Genomic DNA, 17,203 nt, shown 5'->3' on the forward strand with positions numbered 1-17,203 from the left:
GATTCCCGATTCCCGATTCCCGATTCCCGATTCCCGATTCCCAGCCCATGACCTTCCGCGAACCCGTCGATCTAGTTGCCCTCAACGCCGCCAGCCGTGACACCTTGATCGCACATCTCGGCATCGAGTTTACTGAAGCCGGTGACGATTGGCTGCGCGCCACCATGCCGGTGGATACGCGCACCAGGCAGCCCTATGGCCTGTTGCACGGTGGCGCCTCGGTGGTGCTGGCCGAAACGCTGGGCAGCAGCGCCGGCAACCTGTGCGTGGATATGTCGACCCAGATCTGCGTGGGGCTGGAGATCAATGCCAATCACCTGCGCGCCGCCACCCAGGGGCTGGTGACCGGCACCGCGCGCGCGGTGCACGTGGGGCGCAGGACGCATGTTTGGGACATCACCATCGAAAACCCGGCCGGCAAACGCGTCTGTGTGTCGCGGTTGACCCTGGCGGTGGTTGCGCGCGGCAATGGCTGAGCTCGCCCGGCGGTGGCATGCATGGAACAGCGTCGCCCGCTGCCGGCACTGCGCGGCAGCCACGCTGCTGTCACAATGCTTGCGCTTCCTTCCCCCGTTACCGGTTCCGTTCGTCGAATGAGCGAGTCATCCCTGTACGCCACGCGCGATGCTGGCGGCGCGTTGCGTTTGCTTCGTTACCTGTATCGGGTGCCGTTGCTGTTGCTGCATGTGTGTCTGTGCCTGCCGGTCACTGTGCTGTGCGTGATGGCGCCGCCGCTGGCACGGATTCGCGTCGGGCACGACGACACCCTCGACGAGCTGATGATCCGCTGGTGGCAGGGCAACCTGATGCGCGTGTTTGGCTTCCGGCTGCGCCACTTCGGTACGCCGTTGCCGGGCGCGACCCTTTTCGTGGCCAACCACGTCAGCTGGGTGGACATCTCCATGCTGCACAGCCAACGCGTGATGGGATTTGTGGCCAAGCGCGAAATCGCCGGCTGGCCGCTGGTGGGCTGGCTGGCGACCAAGGGCCAGACCATCTTCCATCAGCGCGGCAATACCGAATCCATGGGCGGAGTGCTGCAGGAAATGCTGCTGCGTCTGCAAAGCGGCAAGCCGGTCGGTGTGTTCCCGGAAGGGCGCACCCGCAGCGGCACCGAGGTTGGCCTGTTCCATGCGCGCATCTTCCAAGCGGCGGTAGAAGCCGGTGTGCCGGTACAGCCGGTGGCGCTGCGTTACGGCGTGCGCGGCAGTGCGCAGGCGGTGGTCGCGTTCGGTGAGCGCGAGAGTTTCTTCGCCAATATCGTGCGTCTGCTGGGCGAGCCGTCGCGGCTGGCCGAAGTGCACTTTCTTGAGCCGATTCGCGCGCTGGATATCGAAGGCCGTCGCCGACTGGCCGACATCTCGCGCCAACGCATCATCGCGGCGATGGAGTCCTAGCCAACGATGCGCACGCACCTCTTCCCTGCGGTCAGCCGCGACACCGGTGCGATGCGCGCATGAACGCCTCCGATTATCTGCCGCCGCGCTGGCTGCGCAATCCGCATGTGCAATCGGTGCTTGGCGGCAGCGCCTTGCGGCGCATCCGTAGCCGCCAGTTGCTCGCCGCCAGCGGCGCGGTCACCAGCGAACACATTCTCGATGGCGGCGATGGTGTGCGCCTGCAGGGCTGGATGAGCATCCCGCCCGGCGATGCGCCGCTGCGCGGCACCGTGCTGTTGCTGCACGGCTGGGAGGGCAGTGCCGATTCCAATTACATGCGCCTGACCGCCGCGCGCCTGCTTGGCCTGGGCTACCAAGTGTTCCGGCTGAACTTCCGCGACCACGGCGGCACCCACCATCTCAATGTGGATCTGTTCCACTCCGATCGCATCGAAGAAGTGGTCAATGCCGCAGGCGATTTGTGGCGGCGCTTTCCCGCGCCGCAGTTGCTGGCTGCAGGGTATTCGCTGGGCGGCAATTTCGCGCTGCGGCTGGCATTACGTGCGCCCGCCGCCGGCCTGCCGCTGGCACGCGTGGCGGCGGTGTGCCCGTTGCTGGACCCGGCCGCCGCCATGACGCAATTGGAAAAAGGCCCGCAGTTCTACGACTGGTATTTCCGTCGTAAATGGCGCGAATCGCTGCTGCGCAAGCGCGCGTTGTTCCCCGACCAGCACGGTTACGACGACGCCACCCTGGCGCTGGACATCCGCGGGCTGATGGCCTGGCTGGCGGTCAAACACACCGGGCACGGCTCGCTGGAAGCGTATTTCGACAGCTATTCGATTGCCGGCGAACGCCTGGCCAACCTGCAGGTGCCGGTCGACATCCTGATGGCCGAAGACGACCCGGTGATTCCGTTCGAGGATTTTGCCGCCTGGCAGTTGCCGGCGCATGCGCAGCTGGAAATCGCGCGCTGGGGTGGCCACTGCGGCTTTCTGGAAAACGCCCGCGGCGATGGCTTTGCCGAACGTTGGGTGGCCGAGCGGCTGACGTCAGCTCGCGAATGATGCTGGGACGACATCCGTACATGGATGCCGTCGTCGCCGTTTTAGCAGTGGTTGTCGGTTGCGTGATGGTCTACTTCAGCGCGATCAGCCTCTACACCTATCTGCAGACCGGAGAGAGGGTGTTCCGCTCACGCGCAAGAGCGGTTTCCGTCGGCGCGCACGCTGCGCTCTGGCACATGGGCCAGTTGGTGTTTGGAGCGCTCGGTGTGGCCTATGGCGCACGCGTGCTGCGTCGAACGTTGGCAAGCGTTCAACCGCCTGACCGGCGCGATCGGTTGATGTGAGTTCAAGGGCAATGACGCACGCCTTGCACAAGACGCCGGCGTCGCGATAACGCCAGCGCTCCTGGCACAGCGAGTCGCCGCACTGCGCATCGTTACAATAGTGGTTTGTCCGGGACCCACCGCCGCTATGCAAGACGCCATTCTTCAAGCCCTGCGCCGCAATGCGGCCGACGATGCAGTGGCGCTGGCCCGTGAGTGGGCAACCACCGCGCCCGACGACGTTGCCGCGCACCGCTGGCTGGCGGTGGCGCTGCAGCAACAAGGACAGCCGGCGCTGGCGCTGGACAGCATCGACACCGCGCTGATGCTGACGCCCGAAGATGCCGACCTGCATCTGCTGCGCGCCGGCGCGTTGCTGGCGACACGTGATCTGTCTGCCGCCGATGCCGCGCTGTCGCGCACTACCGCGCTGGATCCCAACCAATTCAACGCCTACGTGATGCAGGCGCATCTGGCAGTGGCACGTGGCGATCTGGACGAGGCCGAGCGGCTCAGCCGCACCGCCGCGCGCCTGGCGCCGGAGCATCCGCAATTGCTGGCGCTCGATGGCGTGGTGGAGATGCGCCGGGGCCAAAGCGACCGCGCGCTGTCGCTGCTCACCCGCGCCGCCGAGCAACTGCCCGACGATGCACGCGTGTTGTTTTCGCTGGGCTTTGCGTATCTGCAGAAGGAGCATTTTGCGTTCGCCGAGCGCGCCTTCGAGCGCGTGATCGAGCTCAATCCGCCCGGCATCGCGCTACGCGCCTTCATTGCGCAGCTGGCGCAGCGCCAGGGCCGTCTGGACGATGCGCTGGCGGCGATGCAGGGCGTGCTCGAGCAGCCCGGCGGCGATCTGCCGGCCATGCGCCGGCTTGCCGGCGAGATGGAACTGCAGGCCGGTCGCCCAGACCAAGCCGCCGCGCATCTGCGCCTGGCGCTGGCGCACTGGCCGGCGGACCGCCGCACGCTGCATGCGCTGCTTACCGCCTGGGAGCGACTGGGCGCGGTGGACGATGCGCGCGACACCCTGGATGCGGCGCTGGCCACCTCGGCCACTGCGCACGACCTGTGGCTGGCCCGCCTGGCGGTGGAGCCGGTCGGCGGGCCGCAGGCACAGGCAGTGATCGAGCGCTGGCTGCTGGCCATGCCCGAGCACCTGCCGGCGCTGGAAGCGCTGATGCGCGTGCACGACATGCAGGGCCATGCCGACGCAGCGGAGATGGTGGCGCGCCAGATCGTGGCGGTGGAGCCGGGCCGCATCAGCGGCGAGCAGCGCATTGTCGAAGCCTTGCTGGAGCGCGACCCGCCGGCGGCGATCGCCTGTGTCGAATCGTTGATCGAATCGCTGCCTGCGCCGCAGCAGACCGTGCTGCGGCCGTGGTTGGGCAATGTGCAGGACCGCGCCGGGCAGCCCGATGCCGCCGTGGGCACTTGGATGCAGTTCCACCGCGAACAGGCCCAACACCGGTTGCCGTTGCCGCCGCAGGCAACCAAACAGCCGACGCAGTGGCCGGCGCTGGGGACCATCCCCGACACCGTCACCGCGCGCCCGCTGTTTGTGTGGGGCATGCCCGGCTCGCATGTCGAACGCCTGATCGCGGTGATGGACACGGCCACCCCGCTGGTGCGCGGCGACCGTTACGGCACCACGCCGCCGTCGGATGCGCTGCAGAGCTACCGCACGCTCGAACAGCTGGCTTCCGGCGAACTGGCACCGACGGCGCTGGTGGAAGGCTGGAAGGCACAACTACCGCGCCGCGGCATCGGCGATGGCAATGTCATCGACTGGCTGCTGTGGTGGGACAACACCTTGCTGACCGCGCTGCGCCCGCACCTGCCCGAGGGTCGGCTGGCGATTGCGCTACGCGACCCGCGCGACATGCTGCTGGACTGGCTCTCGGCCGGCGCGTCTGCGCCGCTGGCACTGCAGTCGCCAAAGCAGGCCACCGAGTGGTTGCTGATCGCACTGGAACAACTGGCTGTGCTGCACGAACGCGATCTGTACCCGCACCGGATCATCCGGCTGGACGGCATCGAGAACAATCCGCAGGGCATTTCGACTGCGCTTGAACAGGCCTTCGGTCTGAGCTTCCCGTTGGTCGAGCCACGCGGCCCGGCGCGGTTGGCCTCCGGGCGCTGGCGCAATTACCGCGGCGTACTCGGCGCGCAATTCGATCTGCTCACCCTGATCGCCGCGCGCTTCGGCTACCCGCAGGACTGAGGCGCGAACAACGCGGTTGCGCTCACCGCCGGGTGGGGGTGAGCGCAACCGCGCGTTGTCGCATTGCTTGCCGGCGCACTGCGCGGGCAACGATAAACCCGACCGAGCGCATCAGAAGGTTCCATGGCGAGGTCTTCCGCTGCGGCACGGACCCAGGCACCCTGGTCCGTATCGCTTCCCTCGGAGACCCTCCATGCGTTTGACCAGCACCAGCATCGACAACGGCAAGCCCATCGCAGTGGAATTTGCCGCCGGTACGCCGGACGGTTTTGCGCCCAACCGCAACCCACATCTGGCCTGGAGCGAGGTGCCGGTCGGCACGCAGTCATTCGCGCTGCTGTGCCTGGACCCGGACGTACCGACCGTGCCCGACACCGTCGGCCGCGACGATCTGCAGATTCCGGTGGAGCAGCCACGCACCGATTTCGTGCATTGGGCGATGGCCGATCTCCCCGCCGATGTGCATGAGATTGCCGCCGGCAGCTGCAGCGACGGCTTTGTGGTCAAGGGCAAGCAGCAACCGCCCGGCCCGGCCGGTGCCCGGCAGGGCCTGAATTCCTACACCCAGTGGTTCGCCGGCAATGCCGACATGGCCGGTGACTACCGCGGCTACGACGGCCCATACCCCCCGTTCAACGACCTGCGCCTGCACCGCTATTTCTTCCGGGTGTTCGCGCTGGACGTGGCCACGCTCAGCCTGCCCGACAGCTTCACCGCCGCCGACGTGCTGTCGGCAATCCAGGGCCATGTGCTGGCGGAAGCCGCATTGCACGGCACCTACACGTTGAACCCATCGTTGCGCTGAGTGATCGCGACGGCGGCGGCGATCGTTCCATCCCCATGACGCCAGCCACCTTCGGACGGCGTCTGAGTACAGGTAATCCCTTGAAAGCATTCCAGATTGGCACTCAAACCGGCCTCGAGAGCCTGGTCGCGGCCGAGATCCCCGAGCCGGTTGCCGGACGGGTCAGGTCGTCGTCGCTCCACGACTGGTTGGCGTGATCAACCGTGACCTGCAGATCCCGTAAGGCACCCACGCCGGCAAGCTCGCGGAAACGCGCGTTCCCGTTGCCGAAGGTGTGGGCATCGTCACATCCGTCGGTGCAGGCGTCAGCGACGTCGCGCCGGGCGACCGTGTCGTCAGCGGGCACTTCCCCACCTGGCTGGAGGGCAGGTTCGCACCGAGATGTTCGCCCATGATCTGGGCGTCACCCACGATGGCTGGCTGGCGGAAAAGGTAGTGCTGCCTGCCTCCACGCTGATCAAGGTGCCCGCATCGTTGGACGATCAGGATGTCGCTGCGCTGGCATCGGCAGCAGTCACCGCTTTGGCACTCCTTGGTGGAAGTTGCCAGGATCAAGGCCGGGGATCTGGTGCTCTGTCTGGGAACCGGTGGCGTCTCGATGGCCGCGCTGGAACTCGCCAAGCTCCACGGTGCCCGCGTCGCCATCACCTCATCCAGCGACGAGAAGCTCGCCCTCGCGCACCGCCTGGGCGCCGAGATCACCGTCAACTATCGCACCCATCCCCACTGGGCCGGGGCGGTGATGCAGCTTTCCGGCGGTGGCGCCGACGTCATCATCGAGACCGGCGGGCAGGACACCTTGGGACACTCGATCAAGGCGGCAGCTGACAACGCGACCATCGTGGTGATCGGCGTCACTCCCGGCACCTCTTCGCCGATTCCCGACTATGTGTCGTTGATCCGCAAGAATCTGACCATACGCGGTATCGCCAACGGAAGCCGGGCGATGTTCGCGGACCTGCTGCGCGCGATCGAGCAGCACCGCATCAAAACCCTGCACAGCAAAATGTTCCGGTTCGATGAGGCGCCCCAGGCCTTCGCTTACTTCGCCAAGTCGCAGCACATGGGTAAGGTCCTGATCCAGTTCTGACGCGCCGCAATGGCGTCGCAGCGCGCGGCGCCGTTGACAGGCCCCATGCTGCGCCGGCGCTGGGTTAGCTGCTGGCTTCGATCATCTGGTCGAGCACGTACACCTGTTTGGCGTTCGGGTCCGTGCCGGCCGGGTCGCGGGTCACGCGCAGCAGATTGCGGATGCCGTCTTCGTGCTCGAAGCCTTCGATCGTGCCCTCGAACGGCTGCCAGTCGTGTGTGGCCGGTTGGCCGGCCTGCGTCTGCTCGCGTATTTGCAGGCAGCGCCGCGTCGGGTCGGACACGCAGGGCACCGTGTCTGCGGCCACTTCGATCAACAGCGTCTGCCCTGGACCGCCGTAGCGGGTGGTTGCAGTGGGGGTGCCGCCGAAAATCAGCCGGGTGCCATCGCTGCGGGTCAGGGTCAGTCGGGGCGCGGCCGCGGCGGTGTCCATGACCACGGCGAAGCGGCCGGACAGCAGGTCGCTGGCAGCGCGCTCCTGCGCCATCCGGCGTGCGTCGGCGCACATCCGCCTGCTCGAGACCACCCGGCCGATTTGCACCTGCGCCTGGGCCACGCTGTAGTTGGCGCCCAAGGCGTTGCAGGTCTGGCTGACCTGGATGCGCTGATCGTTGAAGTCCAGTTGCACCGGTGGTGGCAGGCCGTCGACGAACAGGCTGCGCAAGGCGGTGCCGTGCGCATCGCTGGCCTGCTGCAAGTGCCAGTGCTGCGCGCGCAAAGCGTTGCGCAACGGGGCGTTATCCGCATCAGGGGTGGCCATGACAGGCGCCTGGGCAGTGGCGTGGTGGGAGCCGGGCAGGTCCGGCGAGGTGCCCGATCCGCAGGCCGTCACGCCCGCCGCCAGCAAAGCAGGGACGAAGAACACGGCACGCATGCGCAGCTCCCGGGGATCAATGCGTCAGTGATACCGCCAGCGTGCGCCGGGGGCAATGACCGGCGTCACGACGTGGACGCCGGGCCTGCACGTCGCGGTGATCGCGATGTGCAGGCCCGACAGTTGTCGTTGCGTCTCAGCCCGTCGCAGCCGGCAGCCACAGCAACAAGGCCGCGCCGAGCACGATGCGGTAGACCGCAAACACGGTGAAACGGTGCTTTTTGATGTAGCCCAGCAGCCACTTCACCACCACAAAACCGGTGATGGTCGCCGCCACGAAGGCCACGGCCACATCGGCCCAGTTCTCGGTGCCGAAACCGCCTTCCTTGTACATCTCCAGCAACGCGTAACCGCTGGCCGCAAACATGGTCGGAATGCCCACCATGAACACAAAGTCCGCCGCTGCCGAGCGCCGGCTCAGGCCCAGCAACATGGCGATGAAGATCGTCGAGGCAGAGCGCGAGGTACCGGGAAAAACGCCGGCCACGACCTGCGCCAGGCCCACCGCGATGGCTACCTTCCAGGTCACCACGTCACGCTCGGGCAGCTTGCCGGCGAAGTGTTCGGCCACCAGCATCCATACACCGCCGATCAGCAGCGCCCAGGCGACGGGCTGCAGGGTTTCGGGCAATTGCCAGCCGGCCTTGCGCACGATCAGCCCGACCACCGCAGTGACCAGGAAGGCCACGCTGACCTTGAGCACATAATCGCGGTTGTCGCGCTCGCCCAGGCCGGTGGCCAGGGTCCACAACCGCTGCCGCAGCGCCAGGCAGATGGCCAGGATCGCGCCGGCCTGGATGACGATATTGAAGAAGTCAGTACGGCGTCCGAGCCATTGTTCGGCGATCAGCAGGTGGCCGGTGCTGGAGATCGGCAGGAATTCGGTAAGGCCTTCGAGAATGCCCAACAGCAGGGCGGAAATCAGATCGGACATCGGACTGGAGAGGGTTGGGGGAGGGTCAGGATAGTGCATTGCGGCACGCACCATATTGGTGCTTTATGGCTGGTGATTTGCACGGTTGCGGTGCTAAGTGTATCTAGCGGTCGCGAGCGATGTAAGCAAAATCAAGGGCTTGTGAAGTTCAAAGGCTTGGCACGGTCCCTGCTGTAGTACCGCCCACGAACCACTTAACTCCTGCCTGAGGTTTCTTCCGATGTCCGTGGAAAATGTTGAAAAGCTGATCAAGGACAACAAGGTCGAGTTTGTCGACCTGCGCTTCGTCGATATGCGTGGTGTACAGCAGCACATCACCTTTCCGGCCAATATCATCGAGCCGGCGCTGTTTGAAGAAGGCAAGATGTTCGACGGCAGTTCGATCGCGGGCTGGAAGGGCATCAACGAGTCGGACATGGTGCTGCTGCCGGACGCTGGCACTGCGTATCTGGATCCGTTCTTCGCCGATCCAACCATCGTGCTGACCTGCGACATCCTCGACCCGGCCACCATGCAGAGCTATGAGCGCGACCCGCGCGGCATTGCCAAGCGTGCGGAGGCCTATCTGAAGTCATCCGGCACCGCCGACCAGGCCTTCTTCGGTCCGGAGCCGGAATTCTTCATCTTCGATTCGGTGCGCTTTGCCAACGACATGGGCCACACCTTCTTCCAGGTGGGTTCGGAAGAAGCGGCCTGGAACACCGGTGAAAAGTACGACGGCGGCAATAGCGGCTACCGTCCGGGCGTGAAGGGCGGCTACTTCCCGGTTCCGCCGACCGACACCTTGCACGACCTGCGCGCGGAAATGATCAAGACGCTGGAACAGGTCGGTATCGAAACCGAAGTGCATCACCACGAAGTGGCCACCGCCGGCCAGTGCGAGATCGGCACCAAGTTCAGCTCGCTGGTGCAGAAGGCCGACGAACTGCTGACGATGAAGTACATCATCAAGAACGTCGCCTACCGCAACGGCAAGACCGCTACCTTCATGCCCAAGCCCATCGTGGGCGACAACGGCTCGGGCATGCACGTGCACCAGTCGCTGGCCAAGGGCGGCGTCAACCTGTTCACCGGCGACGGCTACGGCGGCCTGTCGCAGATGGCGCTGTGGTACATCGGCGGCATCTTCAAGCACGCCCGTGCGATCAACGCCTTCGCCAACTCCGGCACCAACAGCTACAAGCGTCTGGTCCCGGGCTTTGAAGCGCCGGTGATGCTGGCCTATTCGGCGCGTAACCGCTCGGCCTCGTGCCGCATTCCGTGGGTCACCAACCCGAAGGCGCGTCGCATCGAAATGCGCTTCCCCGATCCGTTGCAGTCCGGCTACCTGACCTTTACCGCGCTGATGATGGCCGGCCTGGATGGCATCAAGAACCAGATCGACCCGGGCGCACCAAGCGACAAGGACCTGTACGACCTGCCGCCGGAAGAAGAGAAGCTGATCCCGCAGGTCTGCTCCAGCCTGGATCAGGCACTGGAAGCGCTGGACAAGGACCGCGAGTTCCTCAAGGCCGGCGGCGTGATGAGCGACGACTTCATCGACGGCTATATCGCGCTGAAGATGCAGGAAGTCACCAAGTTCCGTGCTGCGACCCACCCGTTGGAGTACCAGCTGTACTACGGCAACTGAGTTCCACCGCGGCGATGGTGGAGGCCCCCCTCCCACCTCTGCCATCGCCGCACACTTGTTTGAGCGATCCATGGCACCGGCCGTGGATTGCAGGGGTAATGAGAGAGCACATCGTTCGCGGCGCGCGGGCCTGACCTCTCCCACGAGGCGGATGCATGACATCCGCTGGGGTCCGCGCAATCGCGAACGATCGGATGCCGGGGTTGGCATCCAGGTGACTGACACTGCCGGGCGGCGCAATGCCGGCCGGTTCTTTCCACCATTCGGGGTATGCGCATGAAATTGATCACCGCCATCATCCGGCCGTTCAAGCTCGACGAGGTCCGCGAGGCCCTGTCCGCAGCGGGCGTGTCGGGCATCACCGTGACCGAGGTCAAGGGCTTCGGGCGCCAGAAAGGCCACACCGAGCTGTACCGCGGTGCTGAGTACGTCGTCGACTTCCTGCCTAAGATCAAGATCGAAACGGTGGTCACCGATGACCGCCTGGACGCCGTGGTCGAGGCGATCCAGAACGCCGCCGGCACCGGCAAGATTGGCGATGGCAAGATCTTCGTCACCGCGATCGAGCAGGTGGTGCGTATTCGCACCGGCGAGATCGGCGCCGATGCGCTCTGACCCCACCAGCCCCGGAGTTCGTATGAAGACAGCTCTTTTTGCCGGGTGGAAAGCCCGGTTCTACAGCGTGTGCATGCTGATGTTGTTCAGTGCACTGGTGGTCGTTGGCATGGGCAGTGCAAATGCGCAGTCCGCACCGCAGGTCACCCCACTGCCGACCGAGCCGGTCACCACCGAACCGCTGCCGTCGGCGCAGCCGGCCGCCTCGCCAGCCGCCGCTGCCGAAGCCGCCCCGGTGGTGGAGAAGGGCGATGTCGCCTGGATGCTCACTTCCACTTTGCTGGTGCTGCTGATGGTGGTGCCGGGCCTGGCGCTGTTCTACGGCGGCATGGTGCGTGCCAAGAACGTGTTGTCGGTGTTGATCCAGGTGGCCACGGTGTTCTCGCTGCTGACCATCCTGTGGGTGCTGTACGGCTATAGCCTGGCATTCTCCGGCGAAGGCGCGTGGATCGGCAATCTGGACAAGGCGCTGCTCAAGGGCGTCACCATCGAAACCTTGTCGGCCACCTTCACCAAGGGCGTGAGCCTGCCGGAATACGTGTTCGTCGGATTCCAGGCGACCTTCGCCGGCATCACTGGCGCACTGATCGTCGGCGCCTTTGCCGAACGCGCCAAGTTTGCCGCGGTGCTGCTGTTCTCGGTGATCTGGTTCACCTTCGGCTACTTGCCGCTGGCGCATATGGTCTGGGCTACAGGCGGCTATCTGTTCGGCTTGGGCGCGCTGGATTTCGCCGGCGGTACCGTGGTGCACATCAATGCCGGTGTTGCCGGCCTGGTCGGCGCCTACTTCGTCGGCAAGCGTGCCGGGCTCGGGCGTGAGGCGATCAAGCCGCACAACGTGACCCTGACCTTCGTCGGTGCCTCGCTGCTGTGGGTGGGCTGGTTCGGCTTCAACGCCGGCTCCAACCTGGAAGCCAATGCCGGTGCGGCGCTGGCCTTCCTCAACACCTTGCTGGCGACCGCCGCCGCCATCCTGGGCTGGTCGCTGACCGAGAAGATCATCAAGGGCAAGTCGTCCGCCCTGGGTGTGGCCTCGGGCATGGTGGCCGGCCTGGTCGGCATCACCCCGGCCTGCGGCACCGTGGGCCCGTTCGGCGCGATCGTCATTGGTCTGGCTGCGGGCGTGCTGTGCGTGTGGGGCGTCACCGGCCTGAAGCGCCTGCTCGGTGCCGACGATAGCCTGGATGTGTTCGGCGTGCATGGCCTGGGCGGCATCATCGGCGCGATCCTGACCGGTGTGTTCTCGGCGGCCTCGCTGGGCGGCCAGAAGGGCGGCGATTACGACATCGTCCATCAGGTGGGCATCCAGGCGCTGGGCGTCGCGATCACCCTTGGCTGGATCGGCGTGGTCTCGGTGGTGGGGTTTGTGGTCGCCAAGCTGGTCTTCGGCCTGCGCGTGAGCGAAGAAGCCGAGCGCGAGGGTCTGGATATCACCTCGCATGGTGAAGCCGCGTACGAGTCCTGAGCATGCACACCCGCGGCCACACTGCCGCGGGTGGCGCAATGACCCGGATGGGACTGCCCAGCCGGGTCCGTTTTCCCCCCGTCGCCCCGTTGGCGCGGAACAACCGCCGAGGTGCCTGCATGACCAGCCCCACGCCCGTGACTGCCGGCGCGGATGCACGCTGGATCGGTGCGCCCCGTCGCCGTCCAGCCAGCATTGTTTCAACACACGCTTCGTTTTGCGCGCCATCGGCGCATTCCCATTCTGTTTGCACTAAATTGGTGCAATCGTGACCTCCTCTTCCATGCCATCGCTGGACAGCCTGGGTACGCCCGTTGCCTGGGCCGACCGCGAGGGACGCGTGCTCGGTGTCAATCCGGCATTCGCGCGCTGGCTCGGGGTCAGTACACGGCGATTGGTCGACCAGCCCTTAGCCGCGCTGGAAGTGCAGGGCGATGCGCTGGCGCGCTTCCTGCTCAACGACGAGCGTGATGTGTTGCGTCTCCACCGGCTGGCGCTGGGCCTGCCCAACGACGCGCCGCGCTTTGCCGAAGGCTGGCTGTCGCGGCTGGACGATGGCGGCTGGCTGCTGGAAACCCACCCGGTCGACGAATTCCCTGCGCTGGATCCCACCCACGCCTTGCCCAATGCCTTGAGCGCCGCGCTCAAGGGGCTGGCGCACGAACTGCGTAACCCGTTGGCCGGGCTCAAGGGCGCCGCGCAGCTACTCGCACGCCGCTCGGCTGGACGCGATGAAGACGAGCGTGAGCTGCTCGAGCTGATCGGCACCGAGATCGAGCGCCTCAACACCCTGCTCGAACGGCTGCTCTCGCCCACCCCGGCGCGCCCGCACGACCGCCTCAACATCCACGTGGTACTCGAACGGGTGTTGCGCCTGGCCGAAGCCGAGGGCGGCTGGTCGGTGCAGGTGCAGCGCGATTACGACCCCAGCATTCCGGACATTCTGGGCGATGGCGACCGCCTGACCCAGGCGGTGTGGAATCTGGTGCGCAACGCCTTCCAGGCCGGCGCCACCCGTGTGACCTTGCGCACCCGCGTCGAACACGGCCAGCGCATCCGCGACCGCGTGCATGCGATGTCGCTGCGGCTGGAAATCATCGACGACGGCGGCGGCGTGCCGGAAGAACTGGCCGAGCACCTGTTCCTGCCATTGGTCAGCGGCCGCGCCGAAGGCAGCGGGCTGGGCCTGGCGCTGGCCCAGCAGGTCTCGCGCGAACACCACGGCACGCTGACCTATCGCTCGCGTCCGGGCCATACCGTTTTCACCCTGCTGCTGCCCGAGCTGGCCGGCGATCACGACAAGGAGCATCTGCATGGCTGAGGCCGCCGCCGTATCCCACATCTGGGTAGTCGACGACGACCGCTCGGTCCGCTTCGTGCTGTCCACCGCCTTGCGCGATGCCGGCTACGCGGTGGACGGCTTCGACAGCGCTGCCGCCGCACTGCAGGCGCTTGCCATGCGGCCCACGCCGGACCTGCTGTTTACCGACGTGCGCATGCCCGGCGAAGACGGCCTGACCTTGCTCGACAAACTCAAATCCAAACACCCGCAACTGCCGGTGATCGTGATGTCGGCCTACACCGACGTTGCCAGCACTGCCGGCGCCTTCCGGGGCGGCGCGCACGAGTTCCTGTCCAAGCCCTTCGACCTGGACGATGCGGTGGCCCTGGCCGCGCGCGCGCTGCCGGATGCCGATGCGGGCGCCGAAGAAATCGTCGCCACGCGCCTGGCCGAGGGCTCGGCCTCGTTGATCGGCGACACGCCCGCAATGCAGGCCTTGTTCCGCGCGATCGGGCGTCTGGCGCAGGCGCCGCTGTCGGTCTTGATCAACGGCGAAACCGGTACCGGCAAGGAGCTGGTCGCGCGCGCGCTGCATAACGAATCGCCGCGCGCGCGCAAACCCTTCGTCGCACTCAACACCGCCGCCATTCCCGCCGAATTGCTGGAAAGCGAGTTATTCGGCCACGAAACCGGCGCCTTCACCGGTGCGACCAAACGGCATATCGGCCGCTTCGAACAAGCCGATGGCGGCACGCTGTTTCTGGATGAAATCGGCGACATGCCGTTGCCGCTGCAGACCCGCCTGCTGCGCGTGCTGGCAGAGAACGAATTCTTCCGCGTCGGTGGGCGCGAACTGATCCGTGTCGATGTGCGCGTGATCGCCGCCACCCACCAGGATCTGGAAGCGCTGGTCGAACAAGGCCGCTTCCGCGCAGATCTGCTGCACCGCCTGGATGTGGTGCGGCTGCAACTGCCGCCGCTGCGCGAACGCCGTGGCGACATCGCACAACTGGCCGAAAACTTCCTGGCCATGGCCGGGCGCAAGCTCGACATGCTGCCCAAACGCCTTTCGTCGGCCGCGTTGGAAGACCTGCGTCAATACGATTGGCCAGGCAACGTGCGCGAACTGGAAAACGTGTGCTGGCGCCTGGCCGCACTGGCCACTGCTGACATCATCGACGTGGTCGATGTGGACGCCGCACTGGCACGTGGTGGACGTCGTCATCGCAGCGGTCGCAGCGATGGGCAGTGGGACGACATGCTCTCCAGCTGGGCCGCGCAACGCCTGAGCGAAGGTGCTCAGGGCCTGCACGCCGAAGCGCGCGAGCGCCTGGACCGAACCTTGCTCGAAGCCGCCCTGCAACTCACCCAGGGCCGCCGCGCCGAAGCCGCCGCCCGCCTGGGCCTGGGCCGCAACACCGTCACCCGTAAACTTGGCCCGGGGCGCAAACGCCGCTGAGGTTGCCCAAGGCCTCTCCCGTTGGAAGGTCTCGCGCTTGAAGATGGATCGACGCCTAAGCGATACACGCTTATCGCAATCGCGCAGCAGACCACGCGCGGAGTTGAGCCCTCTCCCACTGGGGCGACAAGGCGCGGCTTGCACACCGGAGGTGCACGTGTTGTGGAGCGCCCGCGCTGCTGGCGTGGGCCGGGGGCGCGAAGGGGGGAGAGGGTACGGGGCGCAGCCTTCGCGCACTTAACCTCCACTGGCCTTCGCTGGTACTTCATCCGGCTGCGCGCCATCTTCATCACCCACGAAGGAGGACGACGGCCCGGCGGGAAAGGGAGCAGCGACACCGTACCCTCATCCGCCCTTCGGGCACCTTCTCGCGGCGGGAGAAGGGGACATAGCGCGCGGCATGGCGCGGCGCGCGAGATCCATGTTTATCGCACTCCCACAAGCAGCTAGCGCGCTCCCATCAACCCAGGCCTCAAACGCCCGACCACCCATCGCAACCCGTAAACTCCTGAGCCGCCGCCACGTGCATTTCATGACACGTGAACATGCGTCCGCATAGGTTTCCAGCCTGATCAGGAGAACTGCTTGATGCGTTACCGGTCGCCGACGATCGTTGTCCTCACCGCGCTGGCGCTGGCCGCCTGCAGCAGCACGCCACCGCCGCCGAAGGCGCCGCCACCGCCGGGCGCTCGCGTGGTGCCCACTCGCCCAGTGCAACAGGCCGAAGCAGTGCTGACATCGGCCTCGGGCAGTTTGGTCAGCGGCCGGGTGGTGCTGGTGCCGGCATTGCAGGGCATTCGCCTCACCGGCACCGTCGGTGGCTTGCGCGCGGGTGGCGTGTCCGGCTTCCATGTGCACGAGCGTGGCGATTGCAGCGCGGCCGATGCCAGCAGCGCTGGCGCGCATTTCAACCTGGGCGGTGCGCCGCACGGGCGTGCCGGCGGCGGCGCGCATCATCTGGGCGACATGGACAATCTGCGTGCAGACGCCGAAGGCGTGGTGCATCTGGACATGATTCTGTCCGGCATCAGTCTGGGCGACGGCGCTCCGACGGATGTGGTCGGCAAGTCGCTGATCGTGCATGCCAACCCCGACGACTATCGCAGCCAGCCCAGCGGCAATGCCGGCGCGCGCCTTGCCTGCGGCGTCATTCGCGTCACCCAATGGGGCACGCCCCCTTCGCAGCCCTGAGTTAGGGCAACAACGGCTGCAGTTGCGGCCTTTCTTCAGGAGTACTCCATGCGTATTGTTCCGACCACCTTGTTTCTGGCCACCGCCCTGGTGTTGAGCGTGCAAGCGCGACGAGCCCGCGCCGGCCGAGCCGGCACCCGCGCCGCAGGCCAGCACGCCGTCCGAAGCGGCGCACGGTGGCGAACACGCCGCCTCCATGGTCACCGAAGCGGCCGCCACCACCACTGCAACCGCCGAGCTCAAGCCGACCAAGGGCAATGACGTCAAAGGCACGGTGACCTTCAAGACCGTCGACGGCGCACTGCGTGCCACCGGTCAGCTGAGTGGCCTCAAGCCCAATACCGAGCACGGCTTCCACATCCACGAAAAGGGCGATTGCAGCGCGCCAGACGGCAGCAGCGCGGGCGGCCACTTCAACCCCTCCCAGTCCGCTCACGGCAATGTCAGCGCCGAACCGCACCACGGTGGCGACATGCCCAACATCAAGTCCGATGCGCAGGGTAACGCCAGCATCGACGGCCCGGTGTCGAGCAACGTCAATCTCGGCAAGGCCGATCAGTTTGATATCGCCGGCCACGCAGTGATCGTGCACGCAGATGCCGACGACTACAAAACCCAGCCCACCGGCAACGCCGGCGGCCGTCTGGCCTGCGGCGTGATCACCACCGATAACGCGCAGGCGGCGACCAAGTAAATGGGCCAATGCCGCTGCTAATGCATCGCAGCGGCTGATTCACCATAAAGAACGCCGCAGCGGTCATCGTTGCGGCGTTTTTTTTTAGGTACAGCTGTATTCGTCGAAGCGCGGCTGTACGCTCAATGCAGAGAACACATCGAAACGTTCGCGTGGATGCAGTACAAGCGGACGCAGAAGCTCAGGTCATGCATCCAGAGCGTCGATTGCGTCGATAGCTTCACTGTCCATCGA

At 66.1% G+C, this 17,203-nt stretch carries 14 protein-coding genes and 2 pseudogenes; 14 read left to right on the top strand and 2 right to left on the bottom strand.

Translation table 11 applies throughout. From position 1 onward, the window contains the following. Window positions 1-47 precede the first annotated feature (47 nt). The 7 genes and pseudogenes from KWO_RS00740 (at window position 48) to KWO_RS00775 (ending at window position 6,825) form a co-directional block, all read left to right on the top strand. Window positions 48-476 (top strand): hotdog fold thioesterase, encoded by a 429-nt coding sequence (locus tag KWO_RS00740; protein ID WP_010379824.1) that lies wholly within the window; start codon window positions 48-50, stop codon window positions 474-476. A gap of 21 nt (window positions 477-497) precedes the next feature. Continuing rightward, complete coding sequence (locus tag KWO_RS00745; protein WP_010370672.1) at window positions 498-1,397, top strand: lysophospholipid acyltransferase family protein; 900 nt, start codon at window positions 498-500, stop codon at window positions 1,395-1,397. Window positions 1,398-1,456: 59 nt separating this feature from the next. Next, complete coding sequence (locus KWO_RS00750) at window positions 1,457-2,446, top strand: YheT family hydrolase (RefSeq protein WP_010379826.1); 990 nt, start codon at window positions 1,457-1,459, stop codon at window positions 2,444-2,446. Window positions 2,447-2,466: 20 nt separating this feature from the next. Further along, on the top strand, window positions 2,467-2,730 hold the full coding sequence (locus KWO_RS00755) for a hypothetical protein (protein WP_017113209.1): 264 nt from the start codon (window positions 2,467-2,469) through the stop codon (window positions 2,728-2,730). A gap of 127 nt (window positions 2,731-2,857) precedes the next feature. Beyond that, window positions 2,858-4,930 carry a tetratricopeptide repeat protein gene (locus KWO_RS00760; protein ID WP_010370663.1) on the top strand — a complete coding sequence of 691 codons (2,073 nt, stop codon included), beginning with the start codon at window positions 2,858-2,860 and terminating at the stop codon, window positions 4,928-4,930. Between the two features lie 193 nt (window positions 4,931-5,123). Beyond that, window positions 5,124-5,735 (top strand): YbhB/YbcL family Raf kinase inhibitor-like protein, encoded by a 612-nt coding sequence (locus KWO_RS00765; protein ID WP_010379831.1) that lies wholly within the window; start codon window positions 5,124-5,126, stop codon window positions 5,733-5,735. A gap of 80 nt (window positions 5,736-5,815) precedes the next feature. Then, window positions 5,816-6,825, top strand: a pseudogene (locus KWO_RS00775) (zinc-dependent alcohol dehydrogenase family protein). A 64-nt stretch (window positions 6,826-6,889) separates the two neighbouring features. Here KWO_RS00775 and KWO_RS00780 read toward each other — a convergent pair. Together KWO_RS00780 and KWO_RS00785 are read right to left on the bottom strand one after the other, a co-directional pair. Further along, complete coding sequence (locus KWO_RS00780) at window positions 6,890-7,699, bottom strand: META domain-containing protein (protein WP_010370653.1); 810 nt, start codon at window positions 7,697-7,699, stop codon at window positions 6,890-6,892. Window positions 7,700-7,835: 136 nt separating this feature from the next. Next, complete coding sequence (locus KWO_RS00785) at window positions 7,836-8,633, bottom strand: undecaprenyl-diphosphate phosphatase (protein WP_010370651.1); 798 nt, start codon at window positions 8,631-8,633, stop codon at window positions 7,836-7,838. 220 nt (window positions 8,634-8,853) lie between these two features. Between KWO_RS00785 and glnA the strand changes: the two genes are divergently transcribed. The 7 genes and pseudogenes from glnA to KWO_RS00820 all read left to right on the top strand — a co-directional run bounded on the left by glnA (window position 8,854) and on the right by KWO_RS00820 (window position 16,969). Then, window positions 8,854-10,263, top strand: a complete 1,410-nt coding sequence (gene glnA, locus KWO_RS00790) for a type I glutamate--ammonia ligase (RefSeq protein ID WP_010379835.1) — start codon at window positions 8,854-8,856, stop codon at window positions 10,261-10,263. A 276-nt stretch (window positions 10,264-10,539) separates the two neighbouring features. Further along, entirely contained in the window at window positions 10,540-10,878 is a 339-nt protein-coding gene (locus KWO_RS00795) for a P-II family nitrogen regulator (RefSeq protein WP_002808480.1), read from the top strand. 22 nt (window positions 10,879-10,900) lie between these two features. Further along, complete coding sequence (locus KWO_RS00800; protein WP_017112152.1) at window positions 10,901-12,343, top strand: ammonium transporter; 1,443 nt, start codon at window positions 10,901-10,903, stop codon at window positions 12,341-12,343. Window positions 12,344-12,608: 265 nt separating this feature from the next. Beyond that, the gene (locus tag KWO_RS00805) at window positions 12,609-13,664 is read left to right on the top strand and encodes a two-component system sensor histidine kinase NtrB (RefSeq protein WP_017115809.1); all 1,056 of its coding nucleotides are present in this window, start codon (window positions 12,609-12,611) and stop codon (window positions 13,662-13,664) included. Then, window positions 13,657-15,084 carry a nitrogen regulation protein NR(I) gene (ntrC, locus tag KWO_RS00810; protein ID WP_010370638.1) on the top strand — a complete coding sequence of 476 codons (1,428 nt, stop codon included), beginning with the start codon at window positions 13,657-13,659 and terminating at the stop codon, window positions 15,082-15,084. Before KWO_RS00805 ends, ntrC begins: the two co-directional genes overlap by 8 nt. A gap of 588 nt (window positions 15,085-15,672) precedes the next feature. Next, window positions 15,673-16,275, top strand: a complete 603-nt coding sequence (locus tag KWO_RS00815) for a superoxide dismutase family protein (protein ID WP_010379837.1) — start codon at window positions 15,673-15,675, stop codon at window positions 16,273-16,275. Window positions 16,276-16,323: 48 nt separating this feature from the next. Next, window positions 16,324-16,969: pseudogene (locus KWO_RS00820) on the top strand (superoxide dismutase family protein). Window positions 16,970-17,203: the final 234 nt, after the last annotated feature.

The organism is Xanthomonas vasicola pv. musacearum NCPPB 4379 (genome assembly GCF_000277895.2).
GTDB lineage: Bacteria > Pseudomonadota > Gammaproteobacteria > Xanthomonadales > Xanthomonadaceae > Xanthomonas > Xanthomonas vasicola.

Coding starts and splice junctions, on each gene's coding strand:
- KWO_RS00740 (WP_010379824.1), top strand. CDS start 48: ATGACCTTCCGCGAACCCGTCGATCTAGTTGCCCTCAACGCCGCCAGC.
- KWO_RS00745 (WP_010370672.1), top strand. CDS start 498: ATGGAACAGCGTCGCCCGCTGCCGGCACTGCGCGGCAGCCACGCTGCT.
- KWO_RS00750 (WP_010379826.1), top strand. CDS start 1,457: ATGAACGCCTCCGATTATCTGCCGCCGCGCTGGCTGCGCAATCCGCAT.
- KWO_RS00755 (WP_017113209.1), top strand. CDS start 2,467: ATGGATGCCGTCGTCGCCGTTTTAGCAGTGGTTGTCGGTTGCGTGATG.
- KWO_RS00760 (WP_010370663.1), top strand. CDS start 2,858: ATGCAAGACGCCATTCTTCAAGCCCTGCGCCGCAATGCGGCCGACGAT.
- KWO_RS00765 (WP_010379831.1), top strand. CDS start 5,124: ATGCGTTTGACCAGCACCAGCATCGACAACGGCAAGCCCATCGCAGTG.
- KWO_RS00780 (WP_010370653.1), bottom strand. CDS start 7,699: ATGCGTGCCGTGTTCTTCGTCCCTGCTTTGCTGGCGGCGGGCGTGACG.
- KWO_RS00785 (WP_010370651.1), bottom strand. CDS start 8,633: ATGTCCGATCTGATTTCCGCCCTGCTGTTGGGCATTCTCGAAGGCCTT.
- glnA (WP_010379835.1), top strand. CDS start 8,854: ATGTCCGTGGAAAATGTTGAAAAGCTGATCAAGGACAACAAGGTCGAG.
- KWO_RS00795 (WP_002808480.1), top strand. CDS start 10,540: ATGAAATTGATCACCGCCATCATCCGGCCGTTCAAGCTCGACGAGGTC.
- KWO_RS00800 (WP_017112152.1), top strand. CDS start 10,901: ATGAAGACAGCTCTTTTTGCCGGGTGGAAAGCCCGGTTCTACAGCGTG.
- ntrC (WP_010370638.1), top strand. CDS start 13,657: ATGGCTGAGGCCGCCGCCGTATCCCACATCTGGGTAGTCGACGACGAC.
- KWO_RS00815 (WP_010379837.1), top strand. CDS start 15,673: ATGCGTTACCGGTCGCCGACGATCGTTGTCCTCACCGCGCTGGCGCTG.